At 59.6% G+C, this 17662-nt stretch carries 17 protein-coding genes; 2 read left to right on the top strand and 15 right to left on the bottom strand.

Going from position 1 to position 17662, the window contains the following annotated elements; translation table 11 throughout:
- Genes AAFN47_RS20515 through AAFN47_RS20530 form a run of 4 tightly spaced genes read right to left on the bottom strand, consistent with a single transcriptional unit; the run spans position 1 to position 4692 of the window.
- Positions 1–1083, bottom strand: a complete 1083-nt coding sequence (locus tag AAFN47_RS20515; RefSeq protein ID WP_499811123.1) for an ABC transporter substrate-binding protein — start codon at positions 1081–1083, stop codon at positions 1–3.
- 28 nt (positions 1084–1111) lie between these two features.
- Positions 1112–2779, bottom strand: coding sequence for an FAD-dependent oxidoreductase (locus tag AAFN47_RS20520; RefSeq protein WP_499811124.1), 1668 nt, complete (start codon positions 2777–2779; stop codon positions 1112–1114).
- Entirely contained in the window at positions 2779–3789 is a 1011-nt protein-coding gene (locus tag AAFN47_RS20525; protein WP_499811125.1) for a zinc-binding dehydrogenase, read from the bottom strand. Before AAFN47_RS20525 ends, AAFN47_RS20520 begins: the two co-directional genes overlap by 1 nt.
- A 12-nt stretch (positions 3790–3801) precedes the next feature.
- Positions 3802–4692 (bottom strand): VOC family protein, encoded by an 891-nt coding sequence (locus AAFN47_RS20530; protein ID WP_499811126.1) that lies wholly within the window; start codon positions 4690–4692, stop codon positions 3802–3804.
- 193 nt (positions 4693–4885) lie between these two features.
- On the opposite strand from AAFN47_RS20530, the gene AAFN47_RS20535 reads away from it, so the two are divergent.
- A complete protein-coding gene (locus AAFN47_RS20535) occupies positions 4886–5731 on the top strand; it encodes an IclR family transcriptional regulator domain-containing protein (RefSeq protein WP_499811127.1) in 846 nt (281 codons plus the stop codon).
- Positions 5732–5819: 88 nt separating this feature from the next.
- Here the strand turns inward: AAFN47_RS20535 and pnp are convergent, their stop codons facing one another.
- The 3 genes from pnp to AAFN47_RS20550 form a co-directional block, all read right to left on the bottom strand.
- Complete coding sequence (gene pnp / locus AAFN47_RS20540; protein ID WP_499811128.1) at positions 5820–7961, bottom strand: polyribonucleotide nucleotidyltransferase; 2142 nt, start codon at positions 7959–7961, stop codon at positions 5820–5822.
- 218 nt (positions 7962–8179) lie between these two features.
- A complete protein-coding gene (gene rpsO / locus AAFN47_RS20545; protein WP_499811129.1) occupies positions 8180–8449 on the bottom strand; it encodes a 30S ribosomal protein S15 in 270 nt (89 codons plus the stop codon).
- Between the two features lie 155 nt (positions 8450–8604).
- On the bottom strand, positions 8605–9513 hold the full coding sequence (locus AAFN47_RS20550; RefSeq protein WP_499811130.1) for a DMT family transporter: 909 nt from the start codon (positions 9511–9513) through the stop codon (positions 8605–8607).
- Between the two features lie 175 nt (positions 9514–9688).
- On the opposite strand from AAFN47_RS20550, the gene AAFN47_RS20555 reads away from it, so the two are divergent.
- Positions 9689–10084 carry an acyl-CoA thioesterase gene (locus AAFN47_RS20555; RefSeq protein ID WP_499811131.1) on the top strand — a complete coding sequence of 132 codons (396 nt, stop codon included), beginning with the start codon at positions 9689–9691 and terminating at the stop codon, positions 10082–10084.
- On the opposite strand, the gene AAFN47_RS20560 is transcribed toward AAFN47_RS20555, so the two are convergent.
- The 8 genes from AAFN47_RS20560 to AAFN47_RS20595 form a co-directional block, all read right to left on the bottom strand.
- Positions 10069–11535, bottom strand: a complete 1467-nt coding sequence (locus tag AAFN47_RS20560; RefSeq protein ID WP_499811132.1) for a mannitol dehydrogenase family protein — start codon at positions 11533–11535, stop codon at positions 10069–10071. The genes AAFN47_RS20555 and AAFN47_RS20560 overlap by 16 nt on opposite strands.
- Positions 11536–11541: 6 nt before the next feature.
- On the bottom strand, positions 11542–11727 hold the full coding sequence (locus tag AAFN47_RS20565; RefSeq protein WP_499811133.1) for a hypothetical protein: 186 nt from the start codon (positions 11725–11727) through the stop codon (positions 11542–11544).
- A gap of 15 nt (positions 11728–11742) precedes the next feature.
- Positions 11743–12753, bottom strand: a complete 1011-nt coding sequence (locus tag AAFN47_RS20570; RefSeq protein ID WP_499811134.1) for an ABC transporter ATP-binding protein — start codon at positions 12751–12753, stop codon at positions 11743–11745.
- Positions 12754–12764: 11 nt separating this feature from the next.
- Positions 12765–13595, bottom strand: a complete 831-nt coding sequence (locus tag AAFN47_RS20575) for a carbohydrate ABC transporter permease (protein WP_499811135.1) — start codon at positions 13593–13595, stop codon at positions 12765–12767.
- A gap of 3 nt (positions 13596–13598) precedes the next feature.
- Positions 13599–14471: a carbohydrate ABC transporter permease gene (locus tag AAFN47_RS20580; RefSeq protein WP_499811136.1), complete on the bottom strand. Its 873-nt coding sequence runs from the start codon at positions 14469–14471 to the stop codon at positions 13599–13601.
- A 71-nt stretch (positions 14472–14542) separates the two neighbouring features.
- Positions 14543–15856: an ABC transporter substrate-binding protein gene (locus AAFN47_RS20585; protein ID WP_499811137.1), complete on the bottom strand. Its 1314-nt coding sequence runs from the start codon at positions 15854–15856 to the stop codon at positions 14543–14545.
- A gap of 151 nt (positions 15857–16007) precedes the next feature.
- On the bottom strand, positions 16008–16964 hold the full coding sequence (locus AAFN47_RS20590) for a sugar-binding transcriptional regulator (RefSeq protein WP_499811138.1): 957 nt from the start codon (positions 16962–16964) through the stop codon (positions 16008–16010).
- Between the two features lie 9 nt (positions 16965–16973).
- Positions 16974–17654 carry an HAD family hydrolase gene (locus AAFN47_RS20595; RefSeq protein ID WP_499811139.1) on the bottom strand — a complete coding sequence of 227 codons (681 nt, stop codon included), beginning with the start codon at positions 17652–17654 and terminating at the stop codon, positions 16974–16976.
- Positions 17655–17662: the final 8 nt, after the last annotated feature.

A 17662-nucleotide genomic window follows, 5' to 3' on the forward strand; every position in this document is an offset into this window, starting at 1 on the left:
TCAGTTCCAGTTCTTTGCCTGCTGGATCACCGCATCCCTGTCGAAGTCATTGAACGCGTCCACGAAATCATTCGTGTAGTATTTGGCGACGTCCACCGGTTCATCACTGATGGTTCCGCCGCGCTGCATTTCCTGGACCACCAGTTCCCAGTCTTCATTGCGGAAGGCGCCAAACTGTTCGGCCAAGCCGTCCGGAAACCACATCAAACGGGATTGGCGGGTTTCCACCACGTGTTTCTGGCGTTCTAGATTTTGCGCATCGTCGCCTGCCGGCTTCAGACCGGGCCGCTGTTTCCAGAAGGCCCTGACGCATCCTTCGACATTCACTTCACAGGCAACGGTGCTTTTTGCAATCGCGCGGCCGAATCGTTCGATCAGATCGGGATTGTCAGCAACTGTCTTGTTGTTGAACATGAAGCCCTGGCTGGAATGATCCGTGTACTCGGAAGGCATTTCGATACGCTTGATCCCCACCCCACTTGCCTCGAGCGTGGCATGCATCGTATCGAACAGATTCAGGACGTCGATATCCCCTTCTCTCAGAGCGCGAAACGCGCTGGCGCCTACGCCGACGCCGAGAATGCTGACGCTGTTGGGATCAACGCCGCTGCTCGCAAGCATCGCCTTGGTGATCGGGACGTTTCCGAAAGCCGGGCTGCCCACGCCAATTGTCTTTCCTTCGAGGTCTTCGATTGTGTTCACCGCAGACTCTTCCAGTGCGACGATCTCCCATATCGACCGCCGCATGTAGTTGTAAGCGAATACGTGGTCGAAGGTTATGCCCTGATTTTGCTCGGCAATTATCAAGGATTCCAAAGCGAGATAGGCGACGTCAAGACCGCCGTCCTTCAATTGCTGAAGAAGCGGCAACGAACCGGCATTCGAAGGGACAATTTCAAGTTCGATCCCCTCCTCATCGAAGAAGCCGAGTTCCTCGCCGAATGAAATATGCGCCATCGAAGCGCTCAACTGCGTCGGCCACCCCAGCGTGACCTGTTCATTGTCCTGCGCATTTGCGGCTCCGGTCGCAAAAGCGAGACTGGTCGCCAACGCCAGGGTTCCAGCTAGTTTCTTCCTTGTCATCACAGGTTCTCCTCCCTTGTGAGTTTGATCAGGCTATTTTTGATTGCTGCACACGTTGCCTGCCGCACATTAGATCAACCAGCGCACCGGGGTTGGCGGGCGCTGTCTGGCCTCTCCAGAAAACATGCAGATCGGGACGAATGATGGTTAGCGGATAGGTATAGGAGTCACCGGCCGTCTTTCTGTCGATATCGACCAGCTTCAAAGGCATTCCAGCAGCCTTCGCCGCAGCCAGCAGTCTGGCGACGTCGGCGTCTGGCGCAATGCGAACGAGGCTATAGTCCAAGCCTAGGCGGTCATAGAGGGACTCCCCTTCGGAAACCCAGACATGGGGAGCGCGGCAACCCGGCACCGTGGATTGCTCGAAATCGTACATGCTGTAAGTCGGCGGCTTCTCGCCGTCATAGGCCAGGATCGGTGAATTGTCGTAGAAATAGCCGAAGTTCAACCCGCCGCAGCAAAACTGCGGCACGTTGACATCGTACAGGCTGCGCCCGACATCGCGGCGAACGGCATCGCCTTCAGGACCTGGCTCTTCGATCGCATCCGGCAGGTGGCCGCGCTGATCGAAGCTTCGCGTTGCAATGTCCATGGCGTAACGCGAGACCTGCTCGGTAATCGGTTGCCGCTCCAGTTCATAGGCTTCCAGAAGATCGGAATCACCCCAACCATTGATCACCGCGGACAACATCCAGGACAGATTCGTCGCATCAGCGATGCCGGCGTTCATGCCATAACCCGCCATCGGTATCCAAAGGTGCGAAGCATCTCCGCAAATGAAGACCCGGCGGTCGCGAAAACGGTCGGCGACGAGCCGGCGGCCCACCCAGTCTTCATTGCTTATGATTTCGAATTCGAAGTTCTCGTCGAGGCCGAGAATTGCGCGAATGGCCCAGTCTCTGTCGATCTCGTCGAAATCCTTCTCGCGATAGAGATAGTTGTGGATGAGCCATCGGTCTTTCCCGTCGATCGACAAGACGGTTCCGAACCGGCGAGGATTGGTTGAAATGTACATCCATGCGGGGTCCAGGGACATCAGGTCGCGCAGCCCCGGAGCCGAAATCTGCGTGGACTGCACGCGCTGAACGACGTCAACGCCGGCGAACTTGGAGCCGATCGCCTTGCGTACGGCGGATCGGCCGCCGTCGCATCCCACCAGATACCGGCCTGAAAACGCGATCTCTTCCCCGGTAATCAGATCCTCCGCCAACACCTCTACGCCGCTCTCGTTCTGGACATGGCTCTGATAGGAGGTCCGATTGAAGATGCGCACATTAGGGGTGCGGATCGCATGCTCGCACAAAATCGGTTCGACGTACATTTGATTGGCCCGGTGCGGCGGCTCGGCAGTCGGCCACCAACCGTCAGGACCGTCCAGATCAACGCCGCGGCGGTTCGCAGAGGGAATTTCGATACGGCTGAGTTCGTAACCCGTCATGGCAGTGCAGAATACGACGTCGTGGGGATAATCCCTTGGCATGCCGGCGTTTCTGATTCTGTCAGCAACGCCAAGCCGGCGAAGATATTCCATTGTCCGGGCGGAGACGTGATTGCATTTGGGACTGGGCGGCTCGCCGACCGTTCTTGTTTCGATGACCGCCACATCGACGCCGCGCACAGCCATTTCCATAGCCAGCACAAGCCCGACAGGCCCGGATCCGATTACAATTACGTCTGTTTCGATTCGTTTCTTCATTATCCGACCGGTGAGAGGATTATTTTTCCGAGTTCGCCGCGGTTTGCGACGAGATGATGCGCTTCCACGGCCCGTTCCAGCGGCAGAATGCGGTCCATCAGGACCTTGAAATCACCTCTGGCGGTCTGTGCGAGGCTTATTTCCACGTCTTCGGGACGCTGACCGGTGGCGCCGATGATCTGCAGCTGCTTGAGATACAGCTTCTGCATGTCCAGCGAGACCACGCCTCCGCCGTGGGCGCCGGCCGAGACCAGTCGACCAAACCTGGCCATTGCATCAATCGAGGCAGAAAACAGGACAGGATCGCCCATATTGGCGAAAACGACGTTGACGCCGGCGCCGTTCGTGATCCGCAAGACGTCGGAGGCCAGATCCGATGATCCGTAATTTACTCCTGCGTCGGCGCCGAGCTCCATTGCAGCCTTCAGGCGCTGCTCCGAGCCGCAGCCTGCGATGACGCGAGCCCCGAGCATCCGGGCCGCGTGAAGGCCGGCCGAACCAAGACCTCCGGCCGCGCCCAGCACCAGAACCCACTCGTCCTTTTCGACCCTCGCCCTGTCTCGCAACAGATGCAGCGCTGTGGGCATGTGCCGGCTGACGATCGTCGCTCGCGGGAAATCGAGTTCTTTAGGAACCAGAAAGGTAGTGGATGCCGGGACACACACATATTCCGCGTATCCGCCCCATACGTTAACGCCCAGCATCAACGGCGGGCCAGCATTGCTGGCAGGTGAAACGATGGGCGACACAGCGACGCGATCGCCCACTTTGCGCGAATCAACGCCGGGACCGACCCGTGCAATCTCGCCCGAGGGATCAACGCCAAGGACGTGCGGCAGCACCGGTTTGAGCGGATATCTGCCCTCGCGGACCGAAAGATCAAGCGTTCTGTTCACCGAAACGGCATGCACCCTGATCAACACCTGCCCCTCGCCCACGACCGGCTCGGGCGCATCGACCACCTGCATAACTTCCGGAGGTCCGAATTCCGTGACAACGACTGCTTTCATCGACCAGAACCGCTATTCGTGGAATTCCGGCGGCGCCATGACGCCCCAGGAATTCGCTGCGCGGCTGCTACGCGGCCACACTTTCGGCCTCTGCGGAAAATCTTCGTGATAGGGGCGCGGATCGAAATATCCCAGTGTTTCATCCGACATCCGGTCGAGATCGCAGAACAATTCCACAATGTTGCCATCGGGATCGCGGTGGTAGGTAAAGATGTTGTGCCCCATACCGTGACGCCCCGGTCCCCATATAAGCCGGATATCCCGCGCCCCAAGCTCGTCGCAGGAACGGCATATGTGCGCCCAGTCCTGCAGTTCGAAGGCGACATGAAACAGCCCGCGCTTGCGCTCGTCGGTCATGAAATTCATGCTATGGTGATCGGCGTTGCAGCGCATGAAGACAAAGAAGTCTTCCAGCCAGTCCGACCAGCGAAAACCCAGAATTTCCGAGAAAAACTTCGCGTGCCGAGGTGCGTCCTCGACGAAGAGCGCGACATGACCGAGCTTGTTCGGCCTAATACCCGGCGCCGTCTCGACAATGCCCTGCAATTGCGATCCGGCGTACAGGAACAGGGTGTTTCCGTCCGGATCCTCCAATTCAACAACTTCAGGAATGCCGGGAAGGTAATCCGACCGAACGGAGGCCGCAATGCCCTTGCCTTCGAGATCCGCAGCCACTTCCGACAAGGATTTCGTCGTCGCGATCTTATAACCGATCGACGCCAAGCCCTTATTGTCACCTGAAAAAAGGCTCAATGACAGTTCGGATCCGGGGCATCCGAAATGTACTCCGTCCCTGCCGCCGCCGCCGAGCCGTGACATGCCGAGCACATCAAGATAATGCGCGCCGGCGTCGTCAATCCTGTCGGTGCTTAACCCGATAAAGCCGACTTTCGTAATACGCATTCTGCACCCATTTGACAGATGACGCCAAAGGCGTCACATATTGCGAACTTATGTTCGCTGTCACCGAACATTTGTTCGGGTTTTGTAGTTGTGAGGAAGATACATGTCAAGTCTCCTTGGAACTGCTCGAAACTCGGGATTGGCGCAGAGCGAAATCTTGGCGCTCCACGCGACTCGATGATAGGAGAAACGGATGGCACGAAAAACAGCGACGCAAGCAGGCGAAGCCGGCGGCGACGACAACGCAAATCCACCGGAACGCGTCGAGGCTCTCGCACGCGGGCTTGCCATTCTCAAATGTTTCGGCCGACAGCGCGAGTATATGACTCTCTCTGAGATTGCAGAGGCCACGATGATATCGCGGGCAAGCGCAAGACGCCTGCTGTTTACGCTGGTTGAACTCGGATATGTCGAGCAGAATGGCCGGGATTTCAGTCTGACGTCTCGGGTTATGGAGCTTGGATACAGCTTCCTAGTCTCGATGCCATGGTGGGAGATCGCCACGCCGCATATGCGTAGAATCTCCGACGCGCTTAACGAGACATGTGTAGCCAGCGTATTGCTGGAAAAGGAAGTCGTGATGGTCGCCCGAACCTCGGGATCTCACTTCACGGCGATCAACATGCCAATGGGGACACATCTGCCTGCGCACGCCACGGCGATGGGTCGGGTGCTGCTCGCTTCGATGTTACAGGACGAACTCGCACGCTATCTTGAGTCCGTGGAGCCGGTCAGGATGACGGACTACACCATCGTCGACCGTGACGAACTCGCCAGTAAAATCGAGCAAGCCCGTTCGGACGGTTATGCTCTGGTCAATGAAGAACTGGAGCTCGGGTTGAGGACGATAGCAGTCCCGCTCCACGACAGTGAAGGCACGGCAATTGCTGCAATCGCCGTGTCTGTTTACGCGCCGCGCGTATCGGAAAAGGATCTCGAGGAAAAAGCGCTGCCGCTCCTGTTGCAGTCAGCAAACGAAATTTCCAGATCGCTGCCTCTTGCAGGATCGATTGAAAAGCGCCGGCCTCCTGCGAGGTAGTTGGCGTCATCGCGCTCTGCGATTATCCCCCTCGACAAAAAAGCCCGCCGGTTTCCCGGCGGGCTATTGATTTCAGGATGTCTCAGGCTCAGTCGTGGGCGGCTTCCGCCGGCTGATCCTTCGGGATCTCCTTGCCAGATTCCTGATCGACGACCTTCATGGACAGGCGAACCTTACCGCGGTCGTCGAAGCCCAGAAGCTTGACGTAGACTTTCTCGCCTTCCTTGACGACGTCGGACGTCTTGCCAACGCGCTCCTGCGCGAGCTGCGAGATGTGCACCAGGCCGTCGCGCGGACCGAAGAAGTTCACGAAGGCGCCAAAATCGGCGACCTTGACGACAGTGCCCTGATAGATCTCGCCGACTTCCGGCTCGGCGACGATCGAGTGCACCCACTTCTTGGCGGCCTCGATCTCCTTGGCCGAAGCGGATGCGAACTTGATTGTGCCGTCATCCTCGATGTTGATCTTGGCGCCGGTCTTTTCGACGATCTCGCGGATCACCTTGCCGCCAGAGCCGATAACGTCACGGATCTTGTCGACCGGAATGGTCATGACTTCGATGCGCGGCGCAAACTCGCCGAGTTCCTCACGGCTTTCATTGATCGCCTTGCTCATCTCGCCGAGAATGTGCAGCCGTCCGCCCTTGGCCTGGTCAAGCGCGATGCCCATGATCTCTTCGGTGATGCCGGTGATCTTGATGTCCATCTGCAGGGAGGTGATGCCGTCCTTGGTTCCGGCGACCTTGAAGTCCATGTCGCCGAGGTGGTCTTCATCGCCGAGAATGTCGGAAAGAACCGCGAAACGCTCTTCTTCCTTGATCAGACCCATGGCGATGCCGGCAACCGGCTTCGCCAGCGGAACGCCGGCGTCCATGAGCGCGAGAGACGTGCCGCATACGGTCGCCATGGAGGACGAACCGTTGGATTCGGTGATTTCCGACACGACGCGCAGCGTGTAGGGGAACTGTTCGGACGTCGGCAGCATCGGGTGGACGGCGCGCCAGGCAAGCTTTCCGTGTCCGATTTCGCGGCGACCCGGAGAACCCATGCGACCCGTTTCCCCGACCGAGAAGGGCGGGAAATTGTAGTGCAGCATGAAGTTTTCCTTGTACATGCCTGTCAGGCTGTCGACATACTGCTCGTCTTCGCCGGTGCCGAGCGTGGCGACAACGATCGCCTGGGTTTCGCCGCGGGTAAACAGCGCCGAACCGTGGGTGCGCGGCAGAAGGCCTACTTCGGCGACGATCGGGCGCACCGTTTCCAGGTCGCGACCGTCGATACGGCTCTTGGTGTCGAGAATATTCCAGCGGACGATCTTCGCCTGCAGCGACTTGAAGACGCTGCCGACCTGCTCGGCCGAGTATTCGGGCTCTTCCACGCCTTCGGGAATGAAATGCGCGACAACCTTCTTCTTGACCGCGTCGACAGCATCGTAGCGTTCAGCCTTGTCGATGATCTTGTAGGCGTCGCGCAGTTCGGTTTCGGCGACGCCAAGCATGGCTTCTTCGAGCGAAGAGAGATCTTCCGGTTCGAATTCGCGCGGCTCCTTGGCTGCGGCCTCGGCCAACTTGATGATGGCGTCGATGACCGGCTGGAAGCCATTCTGGCCAAAGACGACAGCGCCCAGCATGACGTCTTCCGGAAGTTCCTGTGCTTCCGATTCGACCATCAGAACGGCTTCCTGGGTGCCGGCGACGATGAGATCGAGATCCGATTCATCCATTTCGTCGACATGCGGGTTGAGCACGTATTCGCCGTTGATGTAGCCGATGCGCGCGCCGCCGATCGGGCCCATGAACGGGATGCCGGAAAGCGTAAGCGCCGCGGAGGCGGCAATCATCGAAAGAATGTCCGGGTTGTTTTCCAGGTCGTGCTGCATCACGGTGATGACGACCTGGGTGTCGTTCTTGTAGCCGGCCGGGAACAGCGGACGGATGGGACGATCGATCAGGCGTGAAACGAGGGTCTCGTTTTCGCTCGGACGGCCTTCGCGCTTGAAATATCCGCCAGGGATCTTGCCGGCTGCGAAGGTCTTTTCCTGATAATTGACCGTGAGGGGAAAGAAGTCCTGTCCGGGCCTCGGGGATTTGGCGGAAACAACCGTGGCGAGCACGGTGCTTTCACCATAGGTTGCGAGAACTGCACCGTCAGCCTGACGGGCGATCTTGCCTGTTTCGAGAATGAGCGGACGGCCGCCCCATTCGATTTCTACCTTGTGGGAATTGAACATATCCTGTCCTTTTAAGCGAGGCGGCTCCGATCATCGGATTCCACGCCCCGTCTGTTGCAATCAGGCGCCCTCGGGCGCCGTTCTTCCGATTGCCACGGGCAAGACAACGGGTGGCTCGTAAACTTTGCAAGCAACCTGCAATCCTGCCCCGTGACAGTCCCCCGGACACCGCGGCGTCCGAATAAAAACGGCGGCGCTTTTCCGCGCCGCCGAACAAGCTAACGGCGAATACCGAGACTCGCGATAAGCTTCTTGTACCGTTCCTCGTCCTTCTTTTTCACATAGTCGAGCAGAGAACGGCGATTGGAAACCATCTTCAGGAGGCCACGGCGGGAGTGGTTGTCCTTCTTGTGACCCTTGAAGTGTTCCGTAAGATTTGTGATGCGTTCGGTCAGCAGCGCGACCTGGACTTCCGGCGAACCCGTGTCGCCATCCTTCGTCGCATATTCTTTCAGAATCTCAGCCTTGCGCTCAGCAGTGATCGACATCGTACATCCTTTCGGTTTTTGAAGATGGAGGTCGCCCTGTGCCGGGATGTCGTCCAGCAGGGGCCGTTATTGACGGCTCTTGAGCCGTATGGCGCTGCATATAGGCCACGTCGGGGCAAAATACCAGCCTTATTTTCAACCGCCGGTATCCGCCTTCAGGTCTCCGGCGGCACCAGGCGCGCATTCGCGCGTTCACGATAGACGACGTAGAGGCCGGAAGCCACGGTGATGCAAATACCGACCGCGGCCATCCCGTTGGGCAGGTCCTTGAATATCAACCAGCCGATGAGGGTCGCGAACGGTATTTCGAGATATTGCATGGGCGCGAGCGACGAGGCGGGCGCATAGCGCAGCGACCAGGTCATCAACAGATGCGCCACGGTGCCAAGAACGCCGATCGACAAAAGCAGCAGCGTTTCACGGGTATCGGGAAAGATCATGGTGAAGACCGTGCTTTCGCGCCCCGCCGTCAGCAGATAAGCCGCCCCCAGGCCTATCGACACGTAAATTCCATTCGCCGCCTGCAGCGTGATGGGGTCGCATTGCTTGGCGATCATCCGCGTGACCAGCATGAACAAGGCAAAAATGACCGCGACCACCAGAGGCAGCAGGGCGTAGGCGCCGACATCTACGAAGCGCGGCTGGATGACAAGAAGCGTGCCGATGAAACCGACGACGCAGGCAGCCAGACGGCGCGGCCCAATTTCCTCGTCAAGCACCATGCGGCCGAGAAGCAGCATGATGAAGGGCATGACGAAGGCGATCGCGACCGCATCGGCGAGCGGCATGTAGCGCAGGGACGTGAACATGGCCGCCACGCCGATGACGTGAAGAAAGGCGCGGAGGATGGCGAGTTTGAGGACCCGGCCGCGCAGGCGCAGTTCCCTGCCCGTCCACAGGACGATCGGGATCAGCAGCAACGCCTGCATGAGAAACCTGAAGAACAGGAGCTGCGCAAGCGGCACCGTGTCTCCGAGCAGCTTGGCGATGGAGTCGCCGAGCGGCGCCATCACGCAGAAGCCCAGCATCAATGCTATGCCGAGCAGCGGCCGGTCCGCGTTCATTGCGTGCGCCTGATAATACTACCGGCCGGATTGTCCAGAATTTCTCTCCCGAGACCGCGAATCATGTCGTAAATGATGGTCTGGGAATACAGCATGCGTTACCGAAGGGCGAGACGCTTCATCGCAGCTTCAATTTTATCTATTGTGGCCAGACTTCGAACCGGGAATCAAACCGATGCAAGACACCCCGTCCGACGCCAATCCGATCATCCGGACCATCGCCATGCCGGCGGACACCAATTCGTCCGGCGATATTTTTGGCGGATGGCTGATGTCTCAAATGGACCTTGCAGCCGGAAGCGTCGCGGCCCGCGTTTCAAAGGGACGCTGCGCCACCGTCGCCGTGGAAGGCATGAAATTCCTGCGGCCGGTTCACGTCGGAGACGAAGTCACCCTCTACGCCACCCTTGGCAGAGTTGGGCGCACGTCGATGAGCATCCATGTCGAGGCGTGGCGACGCCAAAGACACGCCGAGGAAACCGAAATGGTGACGAGCGCGGAGTTCACATTCGTGGCGCTGGACGACAAGGGCCGGTCGCGACCGGTCTATCCCGATCAGCCGGACAAATAGGCTTCCAGGGTTTTGCGCGTTCCGGTTTTCCAAAGGGAATTCAGGGCCTTGCCGAAAGCTTCGGCAAAAGGCGTCCGATCCTTCAAGGGACCAAACATGTCGCTCATGGCAAGCCAGGCAGCCGGATTGTCCCGCGCCTGAAGCGCTGTCTTGTTGAGCCTTTCCGCATTCACGTCATCGATGACGATCGGCGCGCCGTCATCGGTTTCGCCCGCGCAATAGCGGCACCACAGGGCGACTTCCAAGGCAAGGCCGTCGACCGGCTTTCCGGCGTCGAGCCTGTCAGCGACCGTCGGCAGGATGAATTTCGGCTGGCGGTTGGACCCGTCGAGGCACAGCCGCGCAATCGTGTCGCCAACCTTTGGATTGGAAAACCGTTCGGCCACCTTTCGGAAATAGTCGTCGAGATCGACGCCCGGTACCGGCGGCACGGTCGGGATGATCTCGCTGCGCTCCAGTTTTTCGAGAAAGCCGCGGACAAGCGGCTCATCCATGGCGTCATGGGCGAAGCGCAGGCCCATCAGGCCCGAAGGATAGGCGATCGCGGCGTGGCCGCCATTGAGAATTCTGAGCTTCATCAATTCGAAGGGGCCGACATCGGGAACGAATTCCACGCCGACTTTCTCAAGCGCGGGTCGACCAAGGGGGAAATGATCCTCCAGAACCCATTGCCGGAACGGCTCGCAGACGACGGGCGAGGCGTCCTCGATATCGAAGGTGTCCTGCAGAAGGGTCCTCTCGCGATCGCCAGTGGCGGGTGTGATGCAGTCGACCATGCCGCTGGGAAACGCGACGTTCTCGACGATCCAGTCGCCCAGCTCCGGCGATATCAGGCCGGCGAGCCCGGTGACGGCGTCCCGGCAGACCTTGCCATTGTCCGGGAGATTGTCGCAGCTCATAACTGTGAAGGGGGCAAGCCCTGCCTCACGGCGGCGGACAAGCCCGGCGATCAGCATGCCGAAGACCGTCGACGGCGCATCGGGATTGCGGCTGTCGGCGATTATATCCGGATGATCGGCCTGGAATCCGCCGCGCTTTGCGTCGAGATAGTAACCGCCCTCCGTGATCGTAAGCGAGACGATGCGGATTTCCGGCCGCGCCATCGCCGCGATGATCGTCTTGGCGTCGATCTCCGCGAAATCGACCATTGCGCCACATATGCGCGCCGTGTAGCCGGCGGGATCGAGTTCCAGAACCGTCGTCAGCCAGTCCTGCTTTTCCAAGGTCGCGCGCATCTTTGCGTCATAGGGTTTTACGCCGGCGCCTGTGATCGCCCAGTCGTGATCCGCGCCCATCGAGAACAGCCGGTCCAGATAAACCTGCTGGTGGGCGCGATGAAAATTACCGACCCCGATATGAACGATCCCGGACGTCAGCGCGGATCGGTCGTAGGCGGGGACGCTCACACCCTTGGGAGGGTGCTCCAGAAGGCGGCGGTTGAGTCTGGGCATATCAATTCATCCGGTTTGCGCCGTCGCCATCGCCGGCCGTGTCAATAGGACTGTGGTTCCTCCCGTGTGTTCGAACGCTGCAGCCGTCCGGACAGCAAGGGCGCCATCGCGTGCATGGGCGCCGACCAAAGCTTTGCCGACGCCGACAGCCGCGCCGGTGATCATCGCGACCCACTTTGCAAGGCGGCGCATGCGAACTCCTTGCTTCTACGACGCAACCGTCTTCCCGCTGGCGTCAAACCGGTGGATACGGGACTGATCCGGCGTCACATAGACCTTGTCGCCGTGTTTGAGACCAAGTTCCCCGACCGAACGGATCGTCAACCGCTCCCCGTGTCCGGAATGCATATGGAAGAAGGTGTCGGAACCGAGATGCTCCGAAACATCCACCGTCGCTTCCCAGGCTCCTTCGGAGGGCTCCGTCGCAATCGCGAAATGCTCCGGCCGTACGCCAATCGTATCGGCGCCGAAGGCCGACGCCGTCTCGCCGCCGATGAAATTCATCTTGGGCGATCCGATGAAGCCGGCGACGAACATGTTCGCCGGGTTGTTGTAGAGCTCCAGCGGCGAGCCGACCTGTTCGATATGGCCGGCGTGGAGCACCACGATCTTGTCGGCCATTGTCATGGCCTCGACCTGGTCGTGAGTCACGTAGATCATCGTCGTCGCGAGATCCTGATGCAGCTGCGAAATTTCCAGCCGCATGTTGACCCGCAGCGCGGCGTCGAGGTTGGAGAGCGGCTCGTCGAACAGGAAGGCTTCCGGTTCGCGCACGATCGCGCGGCCGATCGCCACACGCTGCCGCTGGCCGCCGGACAGCTGTCCCGGCCGCCGCTCCAGATAATCCGTCAGATTGAGCACCTTTGCGGCCGCCGTTACCTTCTCGTCGGCGACCTTCTTGTCCACGCCCGCCATCTTCAGCGGAAAGGCGATGTTTTTCGCCACGGTCATGTGCGGATAGAGCGCGTAGGACTGGAACACCATGGCGAGACCGCGTCTGGCCGGCGGAATGCGGGTTGCGTCGCGGCCGTCGATCTCGATGACGCCGCTGGTCACATCCTCCAGCCCGGCGATCAGGCGCAGAAGTGTCGATTTTCCGCAGCCGGACGGGCCGACGAACACCACGAACTCGCCGTCGTTGATTTCCAGATCGAGCGGCGGAATGACCTCCGTCGAACCGAAAGACTTGGTTACTTTGGATAAAGTTATCGTTCCCATGATCGCGCCCCCTATTTAACAGCGCCGAAGGTCAGGCCGCGCACCAGCTGCTTCTGGCTGAACCAGCCAATGATGAGAATGGGTGCGATCGCCATGGTGGAAGCCGCGGAGAGCTTTGCGTAGAAAAGCCCTTCGGGACTGGAATAGCTTGCAATGAATGCGGTGAGCGGGGCCGCCTTGGCCGCCGTGAGGTTGAGCGTCCAGAACGCCTCGTTCCAGGCAAGGATGACATTGAGCAGCAATGTCGACGCAATGCCTGGTACCGCCATTGGCGTCAACACATGTACGATCTCCGACCACAGGGTCGCGCCGTCCATGCGCGCGGCTTCGAGGATCTCGCCCGGGATCTCCTTGAAATAGGTGTAGAGCATCCAGATGATGATCGGCAGGTTGATCAACGTCAGCACGATCACCAGACCGGTGCGGGTGTCCAGCAGGCCTGTGTCCCGGAACAGCAGATAGATCGGGATAAGAACGCCGACCGGCGGAAGCATCTTGGTGGACAGCATCCACATCAGCACGTCCTTGGTGCGCTTGGCCGGCACGAAAGCCATCGACCAGGCGGCCGGAATGGCGATGAGCAGGCCAAGCAGGGTCGAGCCGAGCGAAATGACGACGGAGTTCATGAAGTGACGGAAGTAATCCGATCGCTCCTGCACCTCGCCGTAGTTTTCCAGCGTCCAGTCGAAGAACAGGAAGGATGGCGGCGATGCGATCGCCTCCGCTTCCGTCTTGAAGCTGGTCAGCACGGTCCACAGGATCGGGAAGAAGATTGCCAGGGCAATGACCCAGGCGAAAACGGAAACGGCGACCTGGCGCCTTGTTGAAATTGCGCGAGCCATCGGTCACACCTCCAGGTTCTTGCCGATCATCCGCATCAGGAAGATCGCGACGATGTTGGCGAGTATGACCGCGACGATGCCGCCGGCCGAACCGCCTCCGACGTCGAACTGCAGCAACGACTGGGCGTAGACCAGGTAGGTGATGTTGGTCGACGCGTATCCCGGCCCGCCATTGGTGGTGACGAGGATTTCGGCAAAGACCGACAGCAGGAAGATCGTCTGGATCAGGATCACGACAGTGATCGCGCGCGCCATGTGTGGCAGCACGATGTAGAAGAAGCGACTGAACGGTCCGGCGCCGTCTATCTCGGACGCCTCGACCTGCTCGCTGTCGAGCGACTGAAGCGCCGTCAACAGAATGAGCGTGGCGAAGGGAAGCCACTGCCAGGCGACCATGATGATGATCGAGAAGAGCGGCGCCTGCGCCAGAAAATCGAAAGGTTCGAGCCCGACCGCCTTCGCCATGTGGGCGAACAGGCCGTTGACCGGGTTCATGAACATGTTCTTCCACACCAGCGCGCTGACCGTCGGCATGACAAAAAAGGGCGCGATCACCAGAATGCGTACGATTCCCTGGCCCCATACGGGCTGGTCGAGGAGCAGCGCAAGCAGGGTGCCGCCGATGACCGTGATGAGCAACACGCCAACCACCAGAACGATGGTGTTCGCCAGCGCGGCGAAGAAGGCGGGATCGGTCAGGAAGAACCGGTAATTCATGAAGCCGGCGAATTCTTCCATGCCCGGCATCAGGAGATTGTAACGCAGAAACGAGAAATAAATTGTCATAGACAGCGGGATGATCATCCAGCCGAGCAACAGGACTACGGCCGGAGATAGCATGAAACGCGCCGCGGTTCTTGAATGAGCAGTGGCCATAACATGTCTCCAGATGAATTCCGGATTCTGAAAAAAGAGGGCCGATCCGAAGACCGGCCCCGGGGAGGATGCTATTTCGGGTATCCGGCCTTTTGCATTTCGCGTTCTGTCAGCCGCTGCGCATTCTGCAGCGCCTGCTCGGCCGTGATATTGCCGGCGAGAGCCGCCGAAAACTGCTGTCCGACCGCCGTTCCGATGCCCTGGAATTCAGGGATCGCGACGAACTGGACGCCGACATAGGGAACAGGATCCACGGTCGGGTTCTGCGGATCGGCGGAATTGATGCTTTCAAGCGTCATCCTGGCGAAGGGGATTTTCGCATATTCCGGGTTCTCGTAGAGCGAGGTCCGGGTTCCGGGCGGCACGCTCGCCCATCCTTCCTTCTCGGCGACGAGCGCGAGGTAATCCTTCGACGTCGCCCAGTCGATGAACTTCTTGGCTGACGCCTCGGAGTCGGTTCCCGCCGGAATTCCGAGCGACCACGCCCACAGCCAGTTGCCGCGCTTGCCGAGACCGTTGTCCGGTGCAAGCGCAAAGCCGACCTTGTCGGCGACCGTGCTGTTTTCAGGATCGGTCACGAAGGAAGCCGCGACGGTGGCGTCGATCCACATGCCGCACTTGCCGGACTGGAAAAGCGCCAGGTTCTCGTTGAAGCCGTTGGATGACGCTCCGGGAGGCCCTGCTTCTTCCATCAGGTCGAGATAGAACGTCAGCGTGTTCTTCCAGGCGTCCGTGTCGAACTGAGGCTTCCAGTCCATGTCGAACCAGCGCGCGCCAAAGGAGTTGGAGGCCGCCGTCAGGAAAGCCATATTTTCGCCCCAGCCGGCCTTGCCGCGCAGGCAGACGCCGTAGACTTCGTTTTCCTTGTCGGTCATGGCCTTGGCGGCCTTGGCGATGAAGTCCCAGGTCGGAGCATCGGGCATTTCGAGACCCGCCTTCTCCATCAGATCCTTGCGGTACATGACCATGGAGCTTTCCCCGTAGAACGGAGCGGCGTAGAGACTGCCGTCGATCGTCAATCCGCCACGGATCGCCGGAAGAAGATCGTCTACATCATAGGATTCCGGCAGATCATCAAGCGCGACCAGCCAGCCCTGCTTGCCCCAGATCGGAACTTCATAGGTGCCGATCGTCATGATGTCGTACTGACCGCCCTTGGTGGCGATGTCGGTGGTGACGCGCTGACGCAGGACGTTTTCTTCGAGAACCACCCATTCCAGGTCGATATCGGGGTACTTGGACGTGAAATCGTCCGCAAGCTTCTGCATGCGAATCATGTCGCCATTGTTGACGGTGGCGATGGTAAGCGTTTCGGCGAGCGCCGGAGCGGACACGGAAAACGCAAGCGCGGACGCGCCCGCGAGAGCGGTAATAAGCTTTTTCATGACTTCCTCCCAAAAATCGAGTGAGCAATTGCTATTGCTTCGGGCAATTATTCGTTTTTAGCGCACATTTGTCAACCGCCGCATCAATCACATTCTTTGACTGACGGCTGAATTCTTGATTTTTCCGTTTTATTTCATGCTGTTAGGAAATTCAGTTTCGCAAAAGAGCTTCTGCGGTCGCTTCATTGGTGATGAAGCCATTGATGAGCCGGCCGGCAAGCGCGGCCCGGATCGCCGGAACTTTCTGGTCGCCGGCGGCGATGCCAATCACCGAATTTGCCGGATTGGAGCGGATCGGGGCGCTCGCCACCACCGAATTTGTGTGGTTCTCGATGAGACGACCCTGAGCGTCGTATATCCAGCTCACGATCTCGCCCACCGCACCGGCCCGAATGACGGCGTCCATCTGACCCTGATCGATGAAGCCGTCAACGAAGAGCGGCGAGTTGTCGCCGATATTGCCGATTCCGACGAACGTGACGTCTGCGCTGGCGCAGAGATCCAGAATATTGCGCACCGGCTTCTGTCCATGCAGCAATTCGCGCTCTTCCGGCGACGTGGCGAAGACAGGCAGAGGCATCGGGTAATGACGGGCCCGGACCTTGTCGGCAAGCTGGATGATGGCGTTGTAGGCCGAGGCCGAACCATCGGCGGACATGTTGCCGAGCAGCGACACGATGCGGTGCTGCGGACAATCCATCGGCGGTAGCTCCTCGACGCAGGCGCGCAGCGCCCGCCCGGTTCCGAAGGCGATGATCTTGGGATTGGAGGATTTGAGTTCCCGCTCCATAAGCCCGGCGCCGGCCTGCGCCAGCCCGACGATGGAACCCGGCGAATCGGGGTCGCTGGGCACAACGTCGCAGTAGTCGAGCCGGTAGGCGTCCGTCAGCCTGCGCGCCAGTTCCATGCAGTGGGCGATGGGATGGTCGAGGCGAACCTTGATCAGTTTTTCGGTGATGGCGAGAGAGACCAGACGCTGCGCGGATTGTCGCGACACGCCGAGCTTGCGGGCGATCTCGTCCTGGGTGTTGCCGGCGACATAGTAGAGCCATCCGGCGCGAGCCGCGTCGTCCAACCGGCTTGTCTCATTGTCGGTCCTGCCCGCCATTCCGTTTTCCTAACCGGCTCTTTTCAGCAAGGGGGCCATATCATAGAAATCGGCCCAATTGTCAAAAGCCGGGACATCGGCCAGGTCGTCCGGCAGGTTCGACGTCCGGTTCAGCATGTGACCGGCGCCGGTGAAATGCAGAAGCTGCATGCCGGCGGCGCGCGCGGCCTTCAGACCGGGCAGGCTGTCCTCGATCACCAGCGTATTGCTGGGACTTGCGCCCATGCGCTCCGCAGCGTGAAAGAACAGATCCGGCGCCGGCTTGCCGTTCGCGACCTCCGAGGCCGTGAACAGGCGATCTCCGAAAAATGAAGACAGGCCGGCGAGTTCGAGCGACCGCTTCGCACGCGGCGGGCTGCTCGACGTCGCAACGCAGGAGGCGACGCCCAGTTCGTCCAGAACAGCTTCAATCCCCGCTACCGTCCGCAACTCCGTTTCAAAAGCGGCCAAAAGGTTCGAACGGTAGTGCGCTTCGAAATCATCCGGCAGCCGGTATTTCAGGCTGGTGCGGATTTCCTCCGCCACCTTCGGAAAGCTTCGACCGAGAAAATTTCGCTGAACGTAGTCGAGATCGACATGGACGCCGCGTTCAGCGAGAAGGTCAATCAGAATGCGGGCGCTGATGATCTCGCTGTCGATCAAAACGCCGTCGCAATCGAATATCACCAGTGAAATGCGATCTGACGACATGGCCTCGA

It is taken from the genome of Hoeflea sp. CAU 1731, assembly GCF_039888615.1.
Classification (GTDB): domain Bacteria; phylum Pseudomonadota; class Alphaproteobacteria; order Rhizobiales; family Rhizobiaceae; genus Flavimaribacter.

What these genes read in the sequence shown, in the direction of transcription:
- AAFN47_RS20575 (WP_499811135.1), bottom strand. Translation starts at nt 13,595, where the DNA reads ATGGCTCGCGCAATTTCAACAAGGCGCCAGGTCGCCGTTTCCGTTTTC.
- AAFN47_RS20590 (WP_499811138.1), bottom strand. Translation starts at nt 16,964, where the DNA reads ATGGCGGGCAGGACCGACAATGAGACAAGCCGGTTGGACGACGCGGCT.
- AAFN47_RS20550 (WP_499811130.1), bottom strand. Translation starts at nt 9,513, where the DNA reads ATGAACGCGGACCGGCCGCTGCTCGGCATAGCATTGATGCTGGGCTTC.
- AAFN47_RS20530 (WP_499811126.1), bottom strand. Translation starts at nt 4,692, where the DNA reads ATGCGTATTACGAAAGTCGGCTTTATCGGGTTAAGCACCGACAGGATT.
- AAFN47_RS20525 (WP_499811125.1), bottom strand. Translation starts at nt 3,789, where the DNA reads ATGAAAGCAGTCGTTGTCACGGAATTCGGACCTCCGGAAGTTATGCAG.
- AAFN47_RS20565 (WP_499811133.1), bottom strand. Translation starts at nt 11,727, where the DNA reads ATGCGCCGCCTTGCAAAGTGGGTCGCGATGATCACCGGCGCGGCTGTC.
- AAFN47_RS20555 (WP_499811131.1), top strand. Translation starts at nt 9,689, where the DNA reads ATGCAAGACACCCCGTCCGACGCCAATCCGATCATCCGGACCATCGCC.
- AAFN47_RS20515 (WP_499811123.1), bottom strand. Translation starts at nt 1,083, where the DNA reads ATGACAAGGAAGAAACTAGCTGGAACCCTGGCGTTGGCGACCAGTCTC.
- pnp (WP_499811128.1), bottom strand. Translation starts at nt 7,961, where the DNA reads ATGTTCAATTCCCACAAGGTAGAAATCGAATGGGGCGGCCGTCCGCTC.
- AAFN47_RS20560 (WP_499811132.1), bottom strand. Translation starts at nt 11,535, where the DNA reads ATGCCCAGACTCAACCGCCGCCTTCTGGAGCACCCTCCCAAGGGTGTG.
- AAFN47_RS20535 (WP_499811127.1), top strand. Translation starts at nt 4,886, where the DNA reads ATGGCACGAAAAACAGCGACGCAAGCAGGCGAAGCCGGCGGCGACGAC.
- AAFN47_RS20520 (WP_499811124.1), bottom strand. Translation starts at nt 2,779, where the DNA reads ATGAAGAAACGAATCGAAACAGACGTAATTGTAATCGGATCCGGGCCT.
- rpsO (WP_499811129.1), bottom strand. Translation starts at nt 8,449, where the DNA reads ATGTCGATCACTGCTGAGCGCAAGGCTGAGATTCTGAAAGAATATGCG.
- AAFN47_RS20570 (WP_499811134.1), bottom strand. Translation starts at nt 12,753, where the DNA reads ATGGGAACGATAACTTTATCCAAAGTAACCAAGTCTTTCGGTTCGACG.
- AAFN47_RS20580 (WP_499811136.1), bottom strand. Translation starts at nt 14,471, where the DNA reads ATGGCCACTGCTCATTCAAGAACCGCGGCGCGTTTCATGCTATCTCCG.
- AAFN47_RS20585 (WP_499811137.1), bottom strand. Translation starts at nt 15,856, where the DNA reads ATGAAAAAGCTTATTACCGCTCTCGCGGGCGCGTCCGCGCTTGCGTTT.
- AAFN47_RS20595 (WP_499811139.1), bottom strand. Translation starts at nt 17,654, where the DNA reads ATGTCGTCAGATCGCATTTCACTGGTGATATTCGATTGCGACGGCGTT.